The 16,639-nt window shown below is 41.0% G+C and carries 18 protein-coding genes; 8 read left to right on the top strand and 10 right to left on the bottom strand.

The annotated features are described in order from the left end of the window. Nucleotides 1-3 precede the first annotated feature (3 nt). Nucleotides 4-831, top strand: a complete 828-nt coding sequence (gene dapD / locus I6F47_RS15850) for a 2,3,4,5-tetrahydropyridine-2,6-dicarboxylate N-succinyltransferase (protein WP_165736407.1) — start codon at nt 4-6, stop codon at nt 829-831. A 112-nt stretch (nt 832-943) separates the two neighbouring features. Here dapD and I6F47_RS15845 read toward each other — a convergent pair whose 3' ends face one another. The 9 genes from I6F47_RS15845 to pspA form a co-directional block, all read right to left on the bottom strand. After that, nucleotides 944-1,963: a DUF2971 domain-containing protein gene (locus tag I6F47_RS15845; RefSeq protein ID WP_197102725.1), complete on the bottom strand. Its 1,020-nt coding sequence runs from the start codon at nt 1,961-1,963 to the stop codon at nt 944-946. Between the two features lie 225 nt (nt 1,964-2,188). Continuing rightward, entirely contained in the window at nt 2,189-2,533 is a 345-nt protein-coding gene (locus I6F47_RS15840; RefSeq protein WP_197184173.1) for a 4a-hydroxytetrahydrobiopterin dehydratase, read from the bottom strand. A 37-nt stretch (nt 2,534-2,570) separates the two neighbouring features. Next, nucleotides 2,571-3,368 (bottom strand): phenylalanine 4-monooxygenase, encoded by a 798-nt coding sequence (gene phhA / locus I6F47_RS15835; RefSeq protein ID WP_197102726.1) that lies wholly within the window; start codon nt 3,366-3,368, stop codon nt 2,571-2,573. Nucleotides 3,369-3,605: 237 nt separating this feature from the next. Beyond that, nucleotides 3,606-4,787, bottom strand: a complete 1,182-nt coding sequence (gene megL, locus I6F47_RS15830) for a methionine gamma-lyase (RefSeq protein WP_007580969.1) — start codon at nt 4,785-4,787, stop codon at nt 3,606-3,608. Between the two features lie 149 nt (nt 4,788-4,936). Then, nucleotides 4,937-5,962, bottom strand: a complete 1,026-nt coding sequence (locus tag I6F47_RS15825; protein ID WP_007580966.1) for a TIGR01620 family protein — start codon at nt 5,960-5,962, stop codon at nt 4,937-4,939. Then, a complete protein-coding gene (locus I6F47_RS15820) occupies nt 5,959-7,377 on the bottom strand; it encodes a YcjX family protein (protein ID WP_197184172.1) in 1,419 nt (472 codons plus the stop codon). Before I6F47_RS15820 ends, I6F47_RS15825 begins: the two co-directional genes overlap by 4 nt. A 63-nt stretch (nt 7,378-7,440) precedes the next feature. Beyond that, on the bottom strand, nt 7,441-7,842 hold the full coding sequence (gene pspC / locus I6F47_RS15815) for an envelope stress response membrane protein PspC (protein ID WP_007580963.1): 402 nt from the start codon (nt 7,840-7,842) through the stop codon (nt 7,441-7,443). Beyond that, nucleotides 7,839-8,072 carry an envelope stress response membrane protein PspB gene (gene pspB, locus I6F47_RS15810; protein WP_002958332.1) on the bottom strand — a complete coding sequence of 78 codons (234 nt, stop codon included), beginning with the start codon at nt 8,070-8,072 and terminating at the stop codon, nt 7,839-7,841. Before pspB ends, pspC begins: the two co-directional genes overlap by 4 nt. Nucleotides 8,073-8,139: 67 nt before the next feature. Continuing rightward, nucleotides 8,140-8,799 (bottom strand): phage shock protein PspA, encoded by a 660-nt coding sequence (gene pspA, locus I6F47_RS15805; protein WP_197184171.1) that lies wholly within the window; start codon nt 8,797-8,799, stop codon nt 8,140-8,142. Nucleotides 8,800-8,985: 186 nt separating this feature from the next. Between pspA and pspF the strand changes: the two genes are divergently transcribed. The 7 genes from pspF to I6F47_RS15770 all read left to right on the top strand — a co-directional run bounded on the left by pspF (nt 8,986) and on the right by I6F47_RS15770 (nt 15,918). Further along, the gene (pspF, locus tag I6F47_RS15800) at nt 8,986-10,050 is read left to right on the top strand and encodes a phage shock protein operon transcriptional activator (RefSeq protein ID WP_197184170.1); all 1,065 of its coding nucleotides are present in this window, start codon (nt 8,986-8,988) and stop codon (nt 10,048-10,050) included. Nucleotides 10,051-10,065: 15 nt separating this feature from the next. Beyond that, nucleotides 10,066-11,673, top strand: a complete 1,608-nt coding sequence (locus I6F47_RS15795) for an ABC transporter substrate-binding protein (protein ID WP_024607851.1) — start codon at nt 10,066-10,068, stop codon at nt 11,671-11,673. After that, the gene (locus I6F47_RS15790) at nt 11,673-12,707 is read left to right on the top strand and encodes an ABC transporter permease (protein WP_197184169.1); all 1,035 of its coding nucleotides are present in this window, start codon (nt 11,673-11,675) and stop codon (nt 12,705-12,707) included. The genes I6F47_RS15795 and I6F47_RS15790 overlap by 1 nt, the downstream gene beginning before the upstream one ends. Further along, complete coding sequence (locus I6F47_RS15785; protein WP_007580954.1) at nt 12,694-13,587, top strand: ABC transporter permease subunit; 894 nt, start codon at nt 12,694-12,696, stop codon at nt 13,585-13,587. Before I6F47_RS15790 ends, I6F47_RS15785 begins: the two co-directional genes overlap by 14 nt. Then, on the top strand, nt 13,588-14,580 hold the full coding sequence (locus tag I6F47_RS15780; protein WP_007580952.1) for a peptide ABC transporter ATP-binding protein: 993 nt from the start codon (nt 13,588-13,590) through the stop codon (nt 14,578-14,580). It abuts the gene before it with no gap. Further along, complete coding sequence (locus tag I6F47_RS15775) at nt 14,580-15,341, top strand: ATP-binding cassette domain-containing protein (RefSeq protein WP_010553756.1); 762 nt, start codon at nt 14,580-14,582, stop codon at nt 15,339-15,341. Before I6F47_RS15780 ends, I6F47_RS15775 begins: the two co-directional genes overlap by 1 nt. Nucleotides 15,342-15,426: 85 nt before the next feature. Then, complete coding sequence (locus I6F47_RS15770; RefSeq protein WP_197184168.1) at nt 15,427-15,918, top strand: VOC family protein; 492 nt, start codon at nt 15,427-15,429, stop codon at nt 15,916-15,918. Between the two features lie 52 nt (nt 15,919-15,970). On the opposite strand, the gene I6F47_RS15765 is transcribed toward I6F47_RS15770, so the two are convergent. Further along, nucleotides 15,971-16,639: IS4 family transposase (locus I6F47_RS15765; protein WP_197184167.1), on the bottom strand; the 669-nt coding region annotated here is incomplete at its 5' end.

Genomic DNA, 16,639 nt, shown 5'->3' with positions numbered 1-16,639 from the left:
CACATGTCAGATTTAAAAACGATGATCGAAAACGCATGGGACAACCGCGATAGCATTAGCCCAAACACAGTATCAAGCGACGTAAAACAAGCTATTATCGACGCACTTGATTTACTTGATAGCGGCGCAGCACGCGTTGCCGAAAAAATATCAGGTGAATGGGTTGTACACCAGTGGCTTAAAAAAGCAGTATTACTGTCGTTTCGTATTCGCGACAACCAACCAATGAACGACGGCGTAAACCAGTTTTACGACAAAGTACCACTTAAATTTAGCGACTATACGCCAGAGCAATTTCAACAAGGCGGTATGCGCGTAGTGCCAAACGCAGTAGCCCGTAAAGGCAGCTTTGTAGGTAAAAACGTCGTACTTATGCCATCGTACGTAAATATTGGCGCATACGTTGACGACGGCACTATGGTTGATACATGGGCGACTGTAGGCTCATGTGCACAAATTGGTAAGAACGTACATTTATCAGGTGGCGTAGGCATAGGCGGCGTTTTAGAGCCTCTACAAGCTAACCCAACCATCATTGAAGACAACTGCTTTATTGGCGCACGTTCTGAAATTGTGGAAGGCGTAATTGTTGAAGAAGGCGCGGTAATTTCAATGGGCGTTTACATCAGCCAAAGCACCCGTATTTATGACCGCGAAACTGGCGAAATTCACTACGGCCGCGTACCAGCAGGCGCAGTAGTTGTACCAGGCGCATTACCGTCAAAAGATGGCACCCACAGCCTTTACGCTGCAATCATCGTGAAAAAAGTAGATAAGCAAACACGTGAAAAAGTAGGCATAAACGCCCTACTCCGCTCAATTGATGAGTAATAGTAGGTTGGGTTGAGTGAAACGAAACCCAACAGTACTTTAAAGTTAAGTATTTTAGCTAAACTTTAATTGTACATAGAAAAGCTCTAAGCCCTTTGGGTTTAGAGCTTTTTTAAATTCTTCTAAATGAAGTTTTAGTACTAGACACTTCTACATCAAAATTTAATGAACTCAAAAGGGACTTTAAGCCTTTAACAGCCAACTCATTATTTTCTGATGGTCCTATTATAATTTCTTCAATTGAATTTTTAGGAAAAGGTATCGCTCTATATGGGGCTATAATGCCAGATTTAAGAGTGCGATAGCATAAAGGAAAGTGCTTTCCATCTTTATCTCCTTGCTCTCCTTGCTCTAAAAAGTCGATATCAGAAGAATCTATGAAATCAAAGTAATCAATTTGGTCATCGTCATTTAGCATTACCGAACCAGGATGAAATAGGGTAAAACGATACTCTTCCTCATACTTAAATGCTCTATCTTTAATACTGGCAATCTTAAAAATAACTTCATTAAAAATTTCAATTGCAGCTATAGCACATTTTTTATCAAGTTCTTTCTTATCTAAATCTAAATCTAAATTTGAATTTAAGATGTAACCTAAAACCTCTGGAAGGTAATGTTCCTCGAGCAAAGAGTGAAAAATATTCGTAGCCGGTTCGTAGTCAACATTATCATAGCCACTCAAAAATTTTCGTTGTCTGAAATACATATCATCAAATAGCTTTTCTTTGTTAAACTTTATACAGTATGAGGTTTGCTCTGACCCGTAGGTAAGCCAATGATTTAAACTATCATGCTTAGTTGTAAATGAAGTCGTGTAAATTTCATCAATGCTATTATTATCAATTATATCCCACAGAAACTTTAAAAAATGATTTGCGAGATGCACTTTTTTATTTTGCATTGCTTCTTGGATAATCTCTAAAGGCATATTTTTATGCTTGGCATAGATTTTTTCGAGTTTTCTTTGTGAAAATTCATACAAGTTCTGTCTAAGCGATTTTATCGTATCAATACCTTCCTTAATTTCTCTAAAATCATTTAAATACTCTGTATTAGTAGCCCATAAACTTTTACTCTCTAAAATTCCCTTTAAACCATCTGCAGAAGTGTAGTGATAAACATATTCCATATAAAAAGCCTTAAATGATTAACCTTCTTCATTCTGAGTCTAACTCTTTAGAGAAAACAATAAAATTGAATATTCTAAGACGTAAAAAGTTGGGTTTCGTTTCACTCAACCCAACCTACGCCGATAAAAACAATACCGAGCTGCTCATTGTTAGCAATGACCTCCCAAAACCAAAAAAGCACTTATAAAATAAGTGCTTTTGTTGGTTTGCCCAATTAGTTTTCTTTACAGCGTGTTAAATACGTCGTCTGTTTTAGCTGCGCAAATAAAATCGTTTTTGTGTAGGCCTTTAATTGAATGGCTCCACCATGTAACCGTTACTTTGCCCCACTCGGTTAATAAACCTGGGTGATGGCCTTCGTCTTCTGCCATGTCGCCTACTTTGTTAGTAAACGCGATAGCCTGTTTAAAGTTTTTAAATTTATAAACACGCTCAAGCTGCATAATGCCGTCACGTACTTCTGGTACCCAGTCTGGGATTTTAGTAATTAATTGCGCTAACTCTTCGTCAGATACTTTTGGCGCATCTACATGACAGGCTTCGCATTTTTGTGCACTTAATGAAGACATTCTAAATCCTTACTTTTAGCTTTTTTAGCATTAATATTTAACTGGCTAATTTTTCTTTTGGTGGAAATTTTGGGTCGTGCAAACCAAGCTCTTTAGCTCGCTCAACCAAAGTCATAATATCCATTTGCGATATATCAAACAGATCATGAATCGAATTTATGGTGTAGTACTGTGGTTGCATAATATCAATACGGTACGGCGTACGCAGTACATCAAGCACATTCATTGGGGTGATTTCTGGCGTATTTGAGTATACGTACTGAGTCTCCCCTGGGCTTGATAAAATGCCGCCGCCGTAAATACGCAGACCGTCTTCGGTTTGCATTAAACCAAATTCAACCGTAAACCAGTATATACGCGCAAGGTATACACGGTCTTTTTTCTGCGCTGCGTAACCTAATTGCCCGTACTTGTGTGTAAACTCGGCAAAGTCAGGGTTAGTTAGCATGGCGCAATGGCCAAATATTTCATGAAAAATATCTGGCTCTTGTAGGTAGTCAAACTCTTCGCGGCTACGAATAAATGTAGCTACCGGAAACTGCTTGTTTGCCAGTAATCTAAAAAACTCATCAAAGTCGATAAGCGCAGGTACTGGTGCAACTTGCCAACCGGTAGTGGCTAGTAACACTTCGTTTAGTTCGCTTAACTGCGGGATACGATCGTGCGGCAGGTTAATCTTTTTTAACCCTTGCATGTACTCGTTGCAGGCTTTGCCTTCAATGCATGCAAGTTGGCGCGCTACAAGCTCAGACCAAATTTTATTTTCTTCATCACTCCAGTGTATAACACCATTTTCGTCTGGTGTTTTGGATGTGTATTTACTTGCTTTAGCCATAAGTACCTTCTTGGGTGTGAGCCCTAAATCGGTGTCAGTGTGATACTCAAACCTATTGAATATCGAATGACCCCATACTATGCAAAAGTGAAGAAAAGTTTAATAGACAGGCTAACATCAGTATTTGGCGCGATCACCTCAATCGTAAAGTTAAAATTACACCTGTGGCACACCAAAAATACAGACCTTTAAATAAAGGCCTGTAGCTTGTTTTTATGTGTATACAATTAATTACACCTAACCAATTTTAGTAAAAGCTTGGTTTAAATCACTAATAATGTCGTTAACATCTTCAAGCCCAACCGAGAGTCTGATCAGCCCATCACTTATTCCAGCGGCGGCTCGCTCCTCTGGCGTATAAGGCGAGTGAGTCATAGATGCAGGATGCTGAATCAGTGTTTCAGCGTCGCCAAGGCTTACTGCAAGTGTACAAAGTTTCATACTATCAATAAATTGTGCGCCATCTTGTAGCGTGCCTTTTATTTCAAACGCAATAACACCACCAGCGGCTTTCATTTGATTACCAATAAACTTATAACCTGGGTGCGATTTAAGCCCCGGGTAATATACGGTGCTTACTTGTGGATGCGCTTCTAGATATTCGGCTATTGTTTGTGCGCTTTGACAATGGCGCTCTATTCTAATAGCGAGTGTTTTTAGGCCTCGATTAATTAGCCATGCGTCGTGCGGGCTTATGGTTGCACCAATGTCTTTTAGTACGGTCATTTTAATGTGTGTTATGTGCTCAAGCGATCCACATACAATACCGGCGACTACGTCTCCGTGGCCGTTTAAGTACTTGGTCGCACTGTGCATTATTATGTCGATACCGTATTTTTTGGGCGATTGCAGTAGCGGCGTTAAAAAGGTGTTGTCGACCACACTAATTAAGTTGTGCTCTTTAGCAACTGCGCCAATGAGTGCCAAATCAATCACCGCCATAGTGGGGTTGATTGGCGTTTCTACAAATATCATTTTTGAATTAGGTTTGATGGCAGCGCGTAGTTCGTCCTCGTTGGTCATATCAACAAAAGTGACTTCGATTCCCCAGCGCGGCAACATATGCGAGAAAAACGCAAAGGTACAACCATACAAAGCACTTGAAGCAACAAGGTGATCTCCTTGCGATAAAAAGCTCAGTACTGAGGCAGATACAGCCCCCATACCCGTTGCGGTTGCAGCTGCTGCTTCACAACTCTCGAGTTGAGCAACTTTTTGTTCAAGTTCTGTGGTTGTAGGGTTTCCTAAACGCGTATAAATATAGCCAGGTTCGTCGCCTGCAAAACGCGCAGCACCTTGTGCGGCATTTTCAAAATGAAAGGTAGAGGTTTGATACAAAGGAGAAGTGAGTGCGCCGTGCGGGTCGTTTGCTTTTTGTGGTCCGTGAATACACTGGGTGTTTATATGATGCTTGCTCATTGTAGGCTCATTTTTTGATTATTATGTTTTTGCGATTCAACAATCAAAACGTATGCGCTTACAAACAGCAAGCATGCCGGATGCTCAGATGGCTATTTGTGTAAAAACCATGCAGCTCATGTTTGTACACAAATATTGCCACTGCTAATCTAGTGTGTTGGTTCAGCCTTTTTACGGCTCATAATTTTACCTGCGATGCTTTGCACAGTGCCTTTTAGTAAGCTGCGTTTGTTTTCAAGCCGTGGTAATGGGCGACTAAGCTCCATTGCTTTGTAACCAATACGCGCTGTAAAAATACCGGCGCTGACACCTTGCGCTGCCCGCCCCGAAAGCTTACCTAAAAGCTCAGCACTTAGTGCAGTTGCAGCAAGGTCAGATACAAGCTCAGCACTGCCTACAAACATTACTTGTTTTATCAGCATACGGTATAACTTTATACGGCTCGCGTAGCCAAAACCAATGCCGTAAATTTTACCAATTTGTTCTATTAACTTAGTACCGCGCCAAAGCACAGCCATCATATCCACCAGCGCAAGTGGGCTTAGGGCAACTAGCAGTGCGGATTCAGTCGCAAAACGATTTATAAGCTTTTTAGCTTTGGTGTCTTGGGTTATTAATAAACTATTGGCGTACAGCGTCATTATTTCTTTGTCGCTGTGATGCGTCGCTACTTGGTTTTTAAAGGTTTCAAAGTTATCAAGCTCTTGGTGTTTATTAAGCTTTTCGAGCCAAGGTAATGCACCGCCTACTTGCTCGCTGTTTAAAAGCCTGTCGGCTTCAACTCGGTGCAGTTGGTTACGCTTTAAACTGCGCAGCATTCGGTACTCTCGCCACAATAAGCGCCCTATTAGCAGCACGCCACTTACAACCGCAGTTAAATAAACGCTGCCTAAGATAATTGACTGCTCGAAAGCAAATAATAACGAGTACGCAAACTCTAAAAGCACCAGCACTATAAAACTAATAGCAAAAACACCTTTAAGTGTTTGCCACTTTGACTTTTTATATACAGGCTCTAGATCTATTTCTGGCTCTAGTGCTTCATCTTCAAGTTCTTCGTAATCACTTTGTCCGTGCTGAATAATTTTTGCAGGTGCTAAAACGGGTTCGTTTTGCTCAATGCTTTGCGTATCTATACGACGCCCTGCTTGAAATGGTTGGTTTGACTCACTCATGTTAATTTGTCTCCTAGCAGGTACTGCATGACATGATCTAATCGAATATGTTTTAGTTGTTTATCGGGGCTCGGCATTGGAGAGAACGATAAAAACTCAAATCCCTGTGCTGGCCACTCACTTTTATTAAGCATCCGCGAGGGAGGTTGCGGCGGTAAATACGTAAGCCAATCAGGCTCGTGTAATGGTTTACCGTAAATGCAGTCAAGCGTTTGGCCTTTGTCGGCAATTTGGCGCGGCTGCGTTGCTGTAATTGACGACATTGCCATGGTTTCTATTTGCACACCATCAAACTTTAAATGATTGCTTTGCTCATGCACGAGCGAATCAAGTAGCAGTGCTAAATCTTTATGGTGCTTAGCACTTATATGATCTGACTTATTAGCTGCAAATAATATTTTGTCTATGTTGGGCTTAAATAAACGTTTAAAAAAGCCCGATTCACCATAGTTAAAGTGTGCGAGTAATTGGTTTATTACACTGCTTTGCTCTTGGAGTGTTTCGTGCCCTTCGTTTAATGCACTAAGTACATCTACAAGTACAATTTGGCGATCGAAGTGTCTAAAATGCTCATTATAAAATGGTTTTACAACTTCTTTTATATAAGCGTTAAAGCGCTTAATTAAATGCGCTAAATTAGAACCCGCAACGACATCGTCACTATTTACTTTACCCGATACCGGAAAAAACAATAACAATGGCGCGCCTTGTAAGTCGCCAGGCATTAGCATGCGCCCAGGTTGCAACATGGCAAGTTTGGTGTCTTTTTTAAGCCCTACTAACATGCTTTGATAAAGCTGAGCAATATGAGCAAGTGCGTTTTCATCAACGGGAGCGTTTAAGTCAAGTTGCTCAACGGCCATTAAGAAATCACTTGATGTGTTTACGCGCGAAGGCTGAGTTAATAACGGGTATTGCTGCTCGCACCATTGAGAATAGCTTTGCTCAAGCATAGGTAAATCAAGGAGCCATTCACCGGGGTAGTCAATAATATCTAAATAAAGCGTTGATTGCGGCGAAAAGTGGCCGCGCAGCCCTGCATTACTCTGATACTTTATTGCCAAGCGCAGCGTATTAATCCGCTCGGTTGATGCAGGCCATGTAGGCATCCCATCGCTTGGTAATAATGAATTTAGCGCGCGCGTATAGTTAAACGTAGGAACTCTTAACGCCTCTTGCGGCACAACTTTAGTGGCCACATGGCGGTGCTCGCGCATTACATCAAAAAAAGGTAAGTTTTTATCGTCCGCTTGGGTTGTTAAGTGTTTAACAAGTGCGGTAATAAAGGCTGTTTTACCACTACCACTTAGGCCAGTTACGGCAAGTTTTACGTGTTGGTCTAAACTGCGATGAAGGGCTTTTTGTGCTTTGCCTTTAATACTTTTAAAGGTCTTTTTTGCAAATGATTGGCTCATAAAGTGTCTTGCACCTAATTTGCCGTAATTTATCACGCTGCAAATAAGGTGCTATTAAATCCTTTAAAGTTTGTTAATTTCACGGCTCACCGTAAACTCGCTTGAAGTTACATGGCGCTCCATATCTTGAAGGCGAGTATCTACACGCGTTAAACGCTCTTTTAAATCTTGCAATGCGCGGCGCGGTGGCTCGCCCTTTTGCCATACTTTAAATTTTACTTCTAGCGGATCGTCAGTTTTAGTTGAGCTTTTAGTTTGCACTGTTGCGGGCTCTTTTTTATCTAAAATGAACCAGGCTGCAATATACGCTACCACAAATAATGGGCCACCCGTTAGCAGTACCGCACTAACAAATATAATGCGAACTAACCATAACTCCATATTAAAGTAGTCACTTAATCCCGCACATACTCCGGCTATTTTACCGCGTTGTGGGTCTCTTAATAATTCGCGTTTGGCACTCATACTTTGCGTCTCCATTGTGGTGACTCTTGATCAAGTAATGCTTCAAGTGTTTCAACCCTGTCTGCCATTTTTTCGGCTTTATGTGCAAGCTCAAGTAACTGGCGATGTTCGTGTTCACTTAAACCTTGGCTTACTTGTTTTTTGCTACGGTAATGTAAAATTAACCACAGCGGTGCAACAAAAATCATAAATATAACAAATGGTACAATTATTACGTCTGAATCAAACATAATCCTCTCCTGACAATCCGTTTTGATGTTTTTAAGCAGTGGGGCACTTTAAGTGCCCCTTTATAAATTATTTATCAGCTAGCTTCTTTTTAAGTTCGGCTAGCTCATCATCTATCTTTTCATTTTTTTGTAGATTAGCAATTTCGTCCGCTAACGTCTTTTTACCTAAATCGTAAGACTCAATTTGAGATTCTAGTCCATCAATTTTGGTTTCGTAACGTTCAAAGCGGTTAAGTGCGTCTTCTACTTTTGAACTATCAAGTGTCTTTTTCACTTCAAGACGCGACTCAGCCGAACGTTGGCGAAGTATAATTGCTTTTTGACGAGATTTCGCATCTGCTAGCTTTTCTTGTAGTGTCGTTACTTCTTGCTGTAGTTTCTCAATATGAGACTCTACATGTTCAAGTTCACTAGCGACTGAAGCAACGGCATCTGCCGACTTTTGCTTTTCAAGCAGGGCTGAGCGCGCTAAATCGTCGCGGTCTTTACTTAAAGCCAGTTCGGCTTTACCTTGCCAATCGCTTACCTGTGCCTTAAGCGTATCTAAGCGGCGTACAATTTCTTTTTTCTCAGCCAATGTTTTAGCTGATGTAGAACGTACTTCAACAAGCGTGTCTTCCATTTCTTGAATAATCAGACGAACCATTTTTTCTGGGTCTTCTGCTTTATCTAAAATGGCGTTGATATTAGAATTAACAATATCTGCAAAACGTGAAAAAATTCCCATAACATTTACCTCTGTAATTAAAACTTAGTTAGTCTGCTATAACTAGTATCAATATGCTTGCCAACTTTTTAAAAGTTAAAATACACTTTATTTTCATTACGTTAAACTAAATATACAAATTTCTTTAGTTATCCCTACTTATGAAATACACTAACTGTTAGTAAAAATGACCAAGAGTTAGGAAATATGAGCCAATATCGCCAACAGGATAATTTACTCGGCCAATCAGATAGCTTTCTGTCTGTATTAGATCAGGTATCGCAACTGGCTAATTTAGATAAACCGGTACTTATTATTGGTGAACGCGGCACAGGTAAAGAGCTAATAGCAGCACGCTTACACTTTTTATCTAAGCGTTGGGATCAAAACTACGTAAAACTTAACTGTGCAGCGCTTAACGAAAACTTACTCGAAAGTGAATTGTTTGGCCACGAAAGCGGTGCTTTTACGGGGGCAAGCAAACGCCACGAAGGTCGTTTTGAACGCGCTAACAGCGGCACACTGTTTTTAGATGAATTAGCTAATACCTCAGCTATGGTACAAGAAAAACTGCTGCGAGTTATAGAATACGGTGAGTTTGAACGTGTTGGCGGCAAACAAACTGTAAAAGTAGATACACGCTTAGTGTGTGCTACAAACGAAGATCTTCCTTATTTAGCTGAGCAAGGTGAATTTAGAAGTGACTTACTCGATCGCCTTGCCTTTGATGTAATTACCCTGCCGCCACTGCGCGAACGCCAAGACGATATTATGCTTCTTGCTGAGCAGTTTGCGATGAATATGGCACGCGATTTAGAGTGGGAACTCTTTAGCGGTTTTACCCGAAGCGCAACAGAAACACTGCTTAGTTATGATTGGCCTGGTAATATTCGTGAACTTAAAAATGTGGTTGAACGCAGTTTGTATCGCCACGGTAGTGAACATATCCCCGTTCACCAGATTATTTTAGACCCATTCGATAGCCCATTTAGACCAAAAGCGCGCATTAAAGCACCTATAGCGGCTCAAACTGTTAATGCCGAGCCTATTGTTGTTGCGCCGCCGATTACTCAAACAAGCAATGATTCATCCGTTGATATTCAATTTCCGTGCAGCTTAAAAGAGCGTTCTAACGACTTTGAAATAAACATGATTAATAAAGCGCTCGAACATAGCCAATTTAATCAAAAGAAAACTGCAGAAGTACTTGGTTTAACGTATCATCAATTACGTGGTTATCTTAAAAAATACAACTTGTTGGATCAACAATAGTCAGAGGTTATGCGGGTGCATAAATTATTACTTGTTTTGCTTGCCACCACTTTAGTTGGTTGCCTTGATAGCAAAGAAGAAATCATAGAAGAAAAAAACCAAGGCTTAGTTTATTGCGCTGAAGCTAACCCTGTGTCGTTTAATCCGCAAGTCACGACCACCGGTTCAACTATTGATATAATTGCTAACCAATTATACGACCGTTTAATTAGCATTGACCCTGTTACGGCAGAATTTCAAAGTGAGTTAGCAACCGATTGGAAAATTAGTAAAGATGGTAAATCGGTTACCTTTACCTTGCGTAAAGATGTAAAGTTTCATACAACTTCTTATTTTACCCCATCGCGGGATTTTAACGCCGACGACGTTATATTCACTTTTAGCCGATTATTCGATGTATACAATCCATATCACTTTGTGGGCGATGCCAATTACCCGTATTTTCAAAGTGTGGGGATTGATCAACTCATTCGTAAAATTGTGCGTGTGTCTGATTACCAAGTCCGTTTTGAATTGTTTAATCCTGAAAGTAGCTTTTTAGCTAATATGGCCACCGACTTTGCCGTGGTACTTTCAGAAGAATACGCCATGGAACTTAAGAAAAAAAACCAAGAAAACTTATTTGATCAGTACCCTATTGGCACTGGTCCGTATATTTACAAAGAATACCGCCGAGATCACCTTGTACGCTTTTACCGTAATCCACTTTATTGGAAGCACGACGTTGCACTTGAACAATTGGTTTACGACATAACCCCTAACGGCACTACGCGTATAGCAAAAATGCTGACTAAAGAGTGCGATGTAACGGCTCATCCAAGTAGTGCGCAATTGAGTATTTTAGCGCAACGTGATGATATAAACGTTGAAAAAGAAACGAACTTAAATATAGGTTATTGGGCGTTTAATACAGAACGTGCCCCGTTTGACGACTTGCGCGTACGCCAAGCACTCGCACATGCAATAGATGTAGATAAAATAATGCAGGCGGTTTATTACGGTAATGGTACTCGCGCACAATCTATTTTGCCGCCAACCTCTTGGGCATTTGAGCCACAAGAAGATATACCTACGTTTGATCCAGAACTTGCTAAAAAGTTACTAATTGAAGCAGGCTTACCTGATGGCTTTGATATGACGATATGGGCTATGCCTGTGAGTCGTATTTATAACCCTAACGCGCGAAAAATGGCTGAGCTTATGCAAAGTGATTTACGCAAAGTGGGCGTTAATGTAAGCATTGTAGAATATGAGTGGAACACGTTTATTCAACGTATTGGCGAGCATAGGCACGACAGTGTATTACTTGGTTGGGCCGCAGATACACCCGATCCTGATAACTTTTTTAGCCCACTGCTGAGTTGTACCGCTACTTTTAGTGGTAAAAACCCAGCAAACTGGTGTAATCCCCAATTTGACTTATTGCTTACTCAAGCACTAGACACTACTGATTTAAACAAACGTAAAAAATACTACGAAGACGCACAAAGCTTAATTATTCAAGAGCTGCCGTTATTACCGATTGCTCATGGCCTGCGCTTTCAAGCGAGTAGCGCCGACGTGGAAGGCATAACACTTGGCCCATTTGGCGCTATTTCGCTTGCCAATGCGAGGAAGAAATAATGATCTTAGATTATATTTTACGTCGCCTTGGTTTGTTCTTTTTTATGATACTGATGCTCAGCGTATTTACGTTTTCACTGGCGTATTTATTTCCCGGTGATCCGCTAAGTAATTTAAGCGGCATACCAAGTAGTAACTTTGCACAGCATAGTGAGCTTGAAGACAAATATTTATATAACAGCAATTACTTTATGCAATACATTGCCTTTTTAGGGCGAATATTTCAGGGTGATTGGGGCCTTTCGTTTGCCTCTGGTAATAGTGTGTTTAGCCATATTGTTGATTTGCTACCGGCTACTTTAGAGCTAAGCGTATACGCATTAATTGTATCGGTTGTTATTGGTGTACCGACTGGCATTTTAGGCTCTGGGTATCATAAACGTTGGCCCGACAAGCTTATAAACTCTACCACTATTGTGGGTTATTCAATGCCTGTATTTTGGCTCGCATTGTTATTAATAATGGTTTTTTCATTAAAGCTTGGCTGGTTTCCTATGTCGGGCAGAATGGGGCTCCTTTACGAAATACCCGCCAGTACTGGGTTTATTTTAATTGATATTGCACTGGCTGGCTTTCCATATAAAGGAATGGCCTTTGTTGATGCGCTGCGCCATTTAACACTTCCAACTATTGTACTGGCTATGTATCCAACCACTGTATTAGTGCGCTTTACTCGCGAGTCTATGCTTAAAGTAATGGATCAAAACTTTATTAAAACAGCTAGGGCAAAAGGCCTTAACCGCCGCCAACTTATCATGCACCATGCACTGCGCAATGCATTACTGCCGGTAATTAAGCAAATTGGTTTGCAATTTAGTACGCTAATAACGCTTGCGATGATTACCGAAGTTATTTTTTCGTGGCCGGGTATTGGCCGATGGTTAATCGATAGTATTTATCAGCGTGACTTTCCTGCAATTCAAGGCGGGTTAATGGCAGTGTCTTTATTTGTTATTTTAGCTTCTATTACAGCTGAGCTTACTTACACGTTATTCGATCCACTCTCGCGGAATCAGGCCCATGGCAAAGTTTAATTTATTTTCTGAAGAGTCGAATAAATCGCCACTGGCGCGATTTTGGCGAAAGTTTAAAAATAACCACCCTGCTTTGGTTGGTTTATGGATATTTATGGCGTTTGCACTATTAGCCGCCACCGCTCCTTTTTTAGCCCCGTATGGTGTAAACCAACAACACACTGATGCACTGCTTATTCCGCCATCGTGGCGAGAAATGGGCGATGTACGCTTTCTTTTAGGTACCGATGATTTAGGCCGTGATGTACTCTCACGCTTAATGAATGGTGCTACGTATACGTTTGGCCTCTCTGTTGTAGCCGCCCTAATCACGACTATTTTTGGTGTATTAGTGGGTACTTTTGCAGGGATTAGTAAAGGGCTGCGTTCAAGCTTTTTAAATCACTTGCTTGATATAACCCTTTCTATTCCTTCTTTGTTACTGGCAATAATAATAATCGCCATACTCGGCCCGGGTTTAATGAATACCGTATGGGCAATTATTTTAGCATTACTGCCGCAGTTTATTCACTCAGTACGTAACCTGATTGTTGATGAATTAAGTAAAGATTACATTACTGCGTTTAGACTAGATGGTGCGTCTAATTGGCATATTATATCGCGTGGTATTTTTCCTAATATTTATGAGCATATTGTGGTTATATTCACGATGGCGCTTTCTACCGCTATATTAGATATTTCAGCACTGGGATTTTTAAAATTAGGGGCTCAGCCACCAACGACCGAATGGGGCGCAATATTAGCCGAAAACTTAGGCCTTATTTATTTAGCACCGTGGACTGTAGCGCTACCTGGTATACTATTATTTTTAGCCGTGTTATCTACTAATTTAGTAGGCGATGGCCTGCGACAAGTGCTAAAAGCACGTAAGGCTGATTAAATGCAATTACTCGATGTTCGTAACTTAACAATTGAACTACGTACCTCTGAAACTGTAATTAGAGCCGTAGACAGAGTGAGCTTTAGCTTAAAAGAGGGCGAAGTACATGCGCTTGTGGGCGAGTCTGGCTCTGGTAAAAGCCTAATAGCAAAAGCGATTATTGGTGTATTGAACGAACGCTGGGACATTACTGCCGACCGTATTCATTGGCGCGGCGTAGACTTAATGCGTTTAAGCCCAGAGAAACGCCGTAAAATAGTAAGCCAAGATATAGCGATGATCTACCAAGATCCAAGTCGCTGCCTTGACCCAACTGCTAAAATATTTGACCAAATTGCCGAAACACTCCCAGAGATCGCAACTAAAGGTTTCTTTTTAAAGCGCAACCGCGAGAGAAAAGACAGAGTAAAAGCGCTTATTCATAAGGTGGGCATTAAAAACCACGAAGCGGTACTAAGTAGTTACCCACATGAGCTCTCAGAGGGCGTATGTCAAAAAGTAATGATTGCGATGGCCATTGCTCGCACGCCTAAGTTATTAATCGCTGATGAGCCAACTACAGCACTTGAGAGCACAACTCGCGCACAAGTATTTAGACTACTAAAAAGCTTAAACCAACTTAAAAACATGTCTATTTTGATGATCTCTCATGAACTTGAAGAGATTGCACATTGGTCGCATGGCATTCATGTTTTATATTGCGGGCAAATGGTTGAAGCAGGCCCAACCCATGAAATATTTAAACAGCCTCGCCATCCATACACGCAAGCATTACTAAAAAGCTTGCCTGACTACGAACAAGGTTTAGCCCATAAAGAACCTTTTTATGCACTTAAAGGGACTATCCCTACCCTGCAACACTTGCCTATTGGCTGCCGCCTCGGGCCGCGTTGTCCGCAAGCACAAAAAGCCTGCGTGGTAACTCCCACCCTTACTAAGCATCATGGTCATAGTTATGCGTGCCATTTTCCGTTAATTAAGGACATGAAATAATGCAGCCGCTACTAAAAGTACAAGCACTATCAAAAACATTCAATGTGCGAGCTGGGCTTTTTTCACGTAAAAAGTTTGAAGTACTTAAAAATATTTCGTTTTGTGTCGGTAAAGGCGAAAGTATTGCCATAATTGGTGAAACAGGTGCAGGTAAAAGTACATTAGCAAAACTACTTTCTGGAGCTGATACTGCTGATAGCGGGCAAATTTTGCTCGAGAATAATATTATCGAAGATAATGGCGTACGCGATAATCAATGTCGCCATATTCGTATGATTTTTCAAGATTCAGCTGCATCGCTCAACCCGGGGTTAACCATTGGCGAAATGCTTGATGATTGCCTGCAATATAATACTGAACTTGATGCTAGTGAACGCACTGAAAAGATTGATGCAACGCTTTCAAAGGTGGGTTTGTTAATCGATCATAAACACTACTACCCGCATATGTTTAGTGTGGGGCAACTACAGCGTGTTGCGTTTGCTCGTGCATTAATTTTAGATCCTAAGGTGATTGTGCTTGATGAAGCCGTTTCGTCTTTAGACCCTTCTATACGCGCGCAAATAGTGAATTTATTACTTAAGCTGCAGCGTGACACAGGCCTTACATATGTGATGATCACCCATCATTTAAGTCTAGTGCGCCACATCAGTGATTATGTGGTTGTACTCGATAAAGGCGAAGTAGTTGAATACGGCCCTACTGAAGATGTTTTTCAAAACCCCCAATCAAAAGTAACGCAGCGATTACTTAGCTGCTAAACGCAGCCTAGCGTGTAATGTAATCTCCTTTATGAAGGTCTTTGTTAAATGCGCAATTTAACAACTAAAACCATAAAGAGGATCTATGCTAAAAAAAACATTACTCACAGGCATCTCATCATTAGCGTTACTACTGCTATCAACAACCTCAATAGCTGACGAAAACTCTACCTCTAAAAGTTGGGTTGGTGGCGTTGACCACTTAGGTTTAACTGTATCAAACTTAAATGCATCCAAAGCATTTTTTATTGATGTACTTGGTTTTAAAACGCTAGGAAGTGATCCAACCTACCCCGCTTATTTTTTATCAAACAATAAAATAACCATTACATTATGGCGCGTAAAAAATGATGAAAAACGTGTGGAGTTTAATCGGGCAGAAAATGTGGGCTTACATCATTTAGCACTCAGTGTTGAAAGTATCAAAAAGTTAAGCGAGCTACATACACACTTAAAAATGCAAAATAATATTACTATAGAGTTTGCACCAGAAAACTTAGGTAGCGGCCCAACCCAACATATGATGATAAGAGAGCCTAGCGGCAATCGGATTGAGTTTATTGCCAGAGGTAATTAATACCAACTTTATTTAAGACAATAAAAAAGGCGCTTTAAAAGCTGTCTCTTGATCACAAGTTTGACTCAAGAGATTTTGCTAAATCGTAGCCTTCCAGGATGGCTTGTAACTTAAGCCATCCTTGCCATAACACTTTCACAGATGCACGCCCTGTGCGCTTGGTATCTTTCCAGCCTCCTAACTTTGCCAGTTCCTGATACGCCCATGACATATTTGGAGCAGTTTCAGGCAATGGTGTTTTTATTCTCTTTAACCACAATAACTTCCATGCTTTGGGAGATAACAGTTGTTCACAACTTGGAGAATCAGGCTGCTCATTGGTGAACTTTAGTTGCAATATTCGCGTCGCAATAAAGCCATTAATCGTCACCAATCTTTCCATGTTATCTTGGCTTTGAAGGCGTAAACTTTCGATATCCGTGCCATCACTTTTCCAGACTTTATGGTATTCCTCTACAAGCCAACGGTGCTCATAGTAGGTGATGATAGCTAAGGCGTCTTCTTTGCTGGTGACTGGTTCACTGGTTAATAGGTGCCAGCTTAAGCCGTTCTCAGCGTTTCCTCTCTCTGCACAGCCGACATAGTAAACTGGGAGGGAGCGTCCTTTCTTATTGTAAGGCGCTTTGAGTGTCACTGGCGCATAGGTGATATCCAGTGTTGCGCTTCGGGCTTTTCTTCCTCCTTTTTGTGCAATGTGGATGTGTTTGGTGCCTGCACTCAT

The organism is Pseudoalteromonas sp. NZS37 (genome assembly GCF_015864265.1).
In the GTDB taxonomy this organism is placed as follows: Bacteria; Pseudomonadota; Gammaproteobacteria; order Enterobacterales; family Alteromonadaceae; genus Pseudoalteromonas; species Pseudoalteromonas arctica.
This window is presented reverse-complemented; position numbering and strand designations above follow the sequence as displayed.

Excerpts from the sequence above, each read along its gene's own strand:
- dapD (WP_165736407.1), top strand. The coding sequence starts at position 4 with ATGTCAGATTTAAAAACGATGATCGAAAACGCATGGGACAACCGCGAT.
- I6F47_RS15845 (WP_197102725.1), bottom strand. The coding sequence starts at position 1,963 with ATGGAATATGTTTATCACTACACTTCTGCAGATGGTTTAAAGGGAATT.
- I6F47_RS15840 (WP_197184173.1), bottom strand. The coding sequence starts at position 2,533 with ATGTCTTCATTAAGTGCACAAAAATGCGAAGCCTGTCATGTAGATGCG.
- phhA (WP_197102726.1), bottom strand. The coding sequence starts at position 3,368 with ATGGCTAAAGCAAGTAAATACACATCCAAAACACCAGACGAAAATGGT.
- megL (WP_007580969.1), bottom strand. The coding sequence starts at position 4,787 with ATGAGCAAGCATCATATAAACACCCAGTGTATTCACGGACCACAAAAA.
- I6F47_RS15825 (WP_007580966.1), bottom strand. The coding sequence starts at position 5,962 with ATGAGTGAGTCAAACCAACCATTTCAAGCAGGGCGTCGTATAGATACG.
- I6F47_RS15820 (WP_197184172.1), bottom strand. The coding sequence starts at position 7,377 with ATGAGCCAATCATTTGCAAAAAAGACCTTTAAAAGTATTAAAGGCAAA.
- pspC (WP_007580963.1), bottom strand. The coding sequence starts at position 7,842 with ATGAGTGCCAAACGCGAATTATTAAGAGACCCACAACGCGGTAAAATA.
- pspB (WP_002958332.1), bottom strand. The coding sequence starts at position 8,072 with ATGTTTGATTCAGACGTAATAATTGTACCATTTGTTATATTTATGATT.
- pspA (WP_197184171.1), bottom strand. The coding sequence starts at position 8,799 with ATGGGAATTTTTTCACGTTTTGCAGATATTGTTAATTCTAATATCAAC.
- pspF (WP_197184170.1), top strand. The coding sequence starts at position 8,986 with ATGAGCCAATATCGCCAACAGGATAATTTACTCGGCCAATCAGATAGC.
- I6F47_RS15790 (WP_197184169.1), top strand. The coding sequence starts at position 11,673 with ATGATCTTAGATTATATTTTACGTCGCCTTGGTTTGTTCTTTTTTATG.
- I6F47_RS15785 (WP_007580954.1), top strand. The coding sequence starts at position 12,694 with ATGGCAAAGTTTAATTTATTTTCTGAAGAGTCGAATAAATCGCCACTG.
- I6F47_RS15780 (WP_007580952.1), top strand. The coding sequence starts at position 13,588 with ATGCAATTACTCGATGTTCGTAACTTAACAATTGAACTACGTACCTCT.
- I6F47_RS15775 (WP_010553756.1), top strand. The coding sequence starts at position 14,580 with ATGCAGCCGCTACTAAAAGTACAAGCACTATCAAAAACATTCAATGTG.
- I6F47_RS15770 (WP_197184168.1), top strand. The coding sequence starts at position 15,427 with ATGCTAAAAAAAACATTACTCACAGGCATCTCATCATTAGCGTTACTA.